Source organism: Arthrobacter mangrovi, from assembly GCF_026011795.1.
GTDB classification, from domain to species: Bacteria; Actinomycetota; Actinomycetes; order Actinomycetales; family Micrococcaceae; genus Crystallibacter; species Crystallibacter mangrovi.
Genome location: NZ_BRVS01000045.1, coordinates 1 through 2,652 on the forward strand (window position 1 = coordinate 1; position 2,652 = coordinate 2,652).

2 protein-coding genes are annotated in these 2,652 nt (G+C 67.3%); both read right to left on the bottom strand.

Annotated elements, in window-relative coordinates:
• Positions 1-134: 134 nt before the first annotated feature.
• Complete coding sequence (istB, locus tag AHIS1636_RS20300) at positions 135-920, bottom strand: IS21-like element helper ATPase IstB (RefSeq protein ID WP_264797684.1); 786 nt, start codon at positions 918-920, stop codon at positions 135-137.
• A complete protein-coding gene (istA, locus tag AHIS1636_RS20305; RefSeq protein ID WP_309298646.1) occupies positions 917-2,437 on the bottom strand; it encodes an IS21 family transposase in 1,521 nt (506 codons plus the stop codon). The genes istB and istA overlap by 4 nt, the downstream gene beginning before the upstream one ends.
• Positions 2,438-2,652: the final 215 nt, after the last annotated feature.

Sequence of the window (2,652 nt, forward strand, 5' to 3'; positions counted from 1 at the left end):
TGTCAACGGCCATTTGAAACTGCCCACGGGCGGTCACTAGTTCTGCCCGCTGGCGGCCAGGAAAAGTGCCCGGTGGTGGCCAGCTGGTTTGCCCGCGGGACGGGTTGGTTGGTTACTGGCCACCGCTGGGGTGGTTAGGTCAGTGGCATGACGCCCTTTCCGGCCAGGGCCTGGGTGAGGCGAACGGAGTCGCCGTTGGTCTGGCAGACGTGCGCGTGGTGCAGCAGCCGGTCGACGGTCGCGGTGGCCAGGGTCTTGGGCATGAGCTCGTCGAAGCCTGCCGGGTGCAGGTTCGAAGAGACCGCGACGGAACGTTTTTCGTAGGCCGCATCCACGACGCGGTAGAGGCCTTCGGCGGCGTCTGTGGCCACGGCCAGCAGGCCGATGTCATCGATCACCACCAGGTCGGCGCGCAGGATGCGGGCGACGGCTTTGGTGACGGTGTCATCGGCCCGATGCGCCCGAATCAGGGTGCCGAGGTCTTCGAGGGTGAACCAGGCGACGCGCATGCCTTCTTCGACGGCTTGCTGGCCGAGGGCTTCGAGGAAGAACGTTTTCCCGGTGCCGGAGGGGCCGCAGACGACGAGGTTTTCCTTCCGGTGGATCCATTCCAGGGTCCGCAGGGCCTGCTGGGTCGGTGCCGGGATCGAGGACGCGGCCTCGTCCCAGAGCGCGAATGTCTTCCCGGTGGGGAACCCGGCGGCCTTGCGCCGGGTGGCCAGCATTGAGCGGGCCCGGCCTGCCGTTTCCTCGGCCAGCAGCGCCTTGAGAATCTCGGCCGGCTCCCACCGCTGGGCGCGGGCGGTAGCCAGGACTTCCGGAGCGACGGCCCGGGCGTGGGGCATCTTCAACTGCCGCATCAACGACTCCAGGTCGGCGGGCAGGGCCGGGGCTGCCGTGTTAGGACTGGTGATGCTCATCGGGTGCCCTCCCCACTGTCGGTAGCGCCGAGCCCGGCCCAGCCGGCGGTGCCCTGAGTCAGGGATTTATCCTCCGCGGCGGTGCGCAGCCCGGCACGTTGCGAGGCCGCGGTAAGCAGGGAGGCCAGATCGCCGTGCGCGAAGCGCTGGTGCACTGCGGCCAGGCCTAACGCCTTATCGACTTCGGCGGTGCCGGCGATCTTGGCCAGCGCGACGGCCTCGGCCATCTTCACGTTGATCCGCTGCGTTCCCGCTGCGGCGGCCTCGAGCAGCCAGGTCCTGGCTCCGGCGCCAATGGCCAGAAACTCGGCCTCCGCAGCGGAGCGTGGCACCGGCCGGTAATCGCCGGGGATTTTCTCCTGATGGTCGGGGAAGTGCTCGTCGTTGATGGCCGGGGAACCTGGACGGGCCAGTCCGTGGCGGGCGACCTCGGCCGGGCCATCGGCGCCGACGTGCATGATCACGACCTGCGTGTCGGGCCCGGTGCCATGGGAGCGGACGAACACGTCCTGCCCGAGCAGATGCGCCGGCACCGAGTACTGAGCGTTCTCGAAGGAAACCATCGGCGTGTTCTCCGGCACTTTCCGGCCCACCCCGTACGCGACGGTATGTGCTGTGTCCGGGACACGGTGCAGGGCGGGGCGCTCATCGGTAAGCATGTCGAGCGGGCGGCGCCGGGTGGTCCGGTGCTCCCGACTGTTGACCATCACCATGAAGTCCCGGCAGGCCTGCTCCAGTTCGGCGAACGAAGCGTATTGCGGCAGCAGGTTCGTCTCCTTCGGCACCAGATCTGCCTTGGCGACCTTGACTGCATTCTCGACCCCGCCCTTCGACGCAGGATCGGCCGGCCGGCAGGTAAGCACGTCCACCGAGTAGTGCTTTGCGAACGCCAGCGTCGCCTGGTTGCGTACCGGGACCCCGGCCACGTGCATCGTCGTGACCGTCTTCTCGTTATCGGTCAGCACATACGTTGGCGCGCCGCCGATGATCCGGAAGGCCTGGTCCAACGCGGCGAATACGCTCGGTGCCGTGCGGTCCCGCAACGGAATCACGATGCGGAACCTGGACCAGGCCAGCCAGGCCACGAACAGCACGGTCTTCACGCCGCCGATCACCGGGCCGTCGCCGAAGTCATACTGCAGCCAGAGGCCCGGCTCCGGGACCCAGGGCCGGTGCACGCGCCGGTTGCCGCGCCGGTATGCGGCCTTGATCTCCGAGACGGCCCGGCGGGTGGACCGGTCCGAGCCGGTGTAACCCATCCTGGCCAGTTTTTCGTGCACGACATCGGCGCGAATACGGCCGTGGGACGCCTCGACCCAGTCCTCGATCTTCGGCAGCCAGGGATCGATGATCCGCTCCCGGACCGGTCCGGAACCAGGGGCGCGGCCCGCATCGCGTTCAGCGACCAGGCGCTGGACCGTGTGGTGGGAACAACCCGTCAGCTCGGCGGCACCCCGCAGCGATTTCGTCAGGTCATATGCAGCAAGAATTTTCACGGTTTCTAGGGCATCCTTCAATCAGGGCCTCTTCCTGTCAGCGGATTCGATTCGACACCGATATCCAAACGGGAAGAGGCCCCCGCCGTCTCACAACACGGCGGGGAAAGTGAACAATGCGGGCAAACCAGCCGGCCACCAGTGGGCAGTTACCGTGACCATACGCGGGCAGTCCCCGTGGCCATCAGCGGGCAATTCCGTGGCCACCTATGGGCAGTTTTTCATGGCCGCTTACA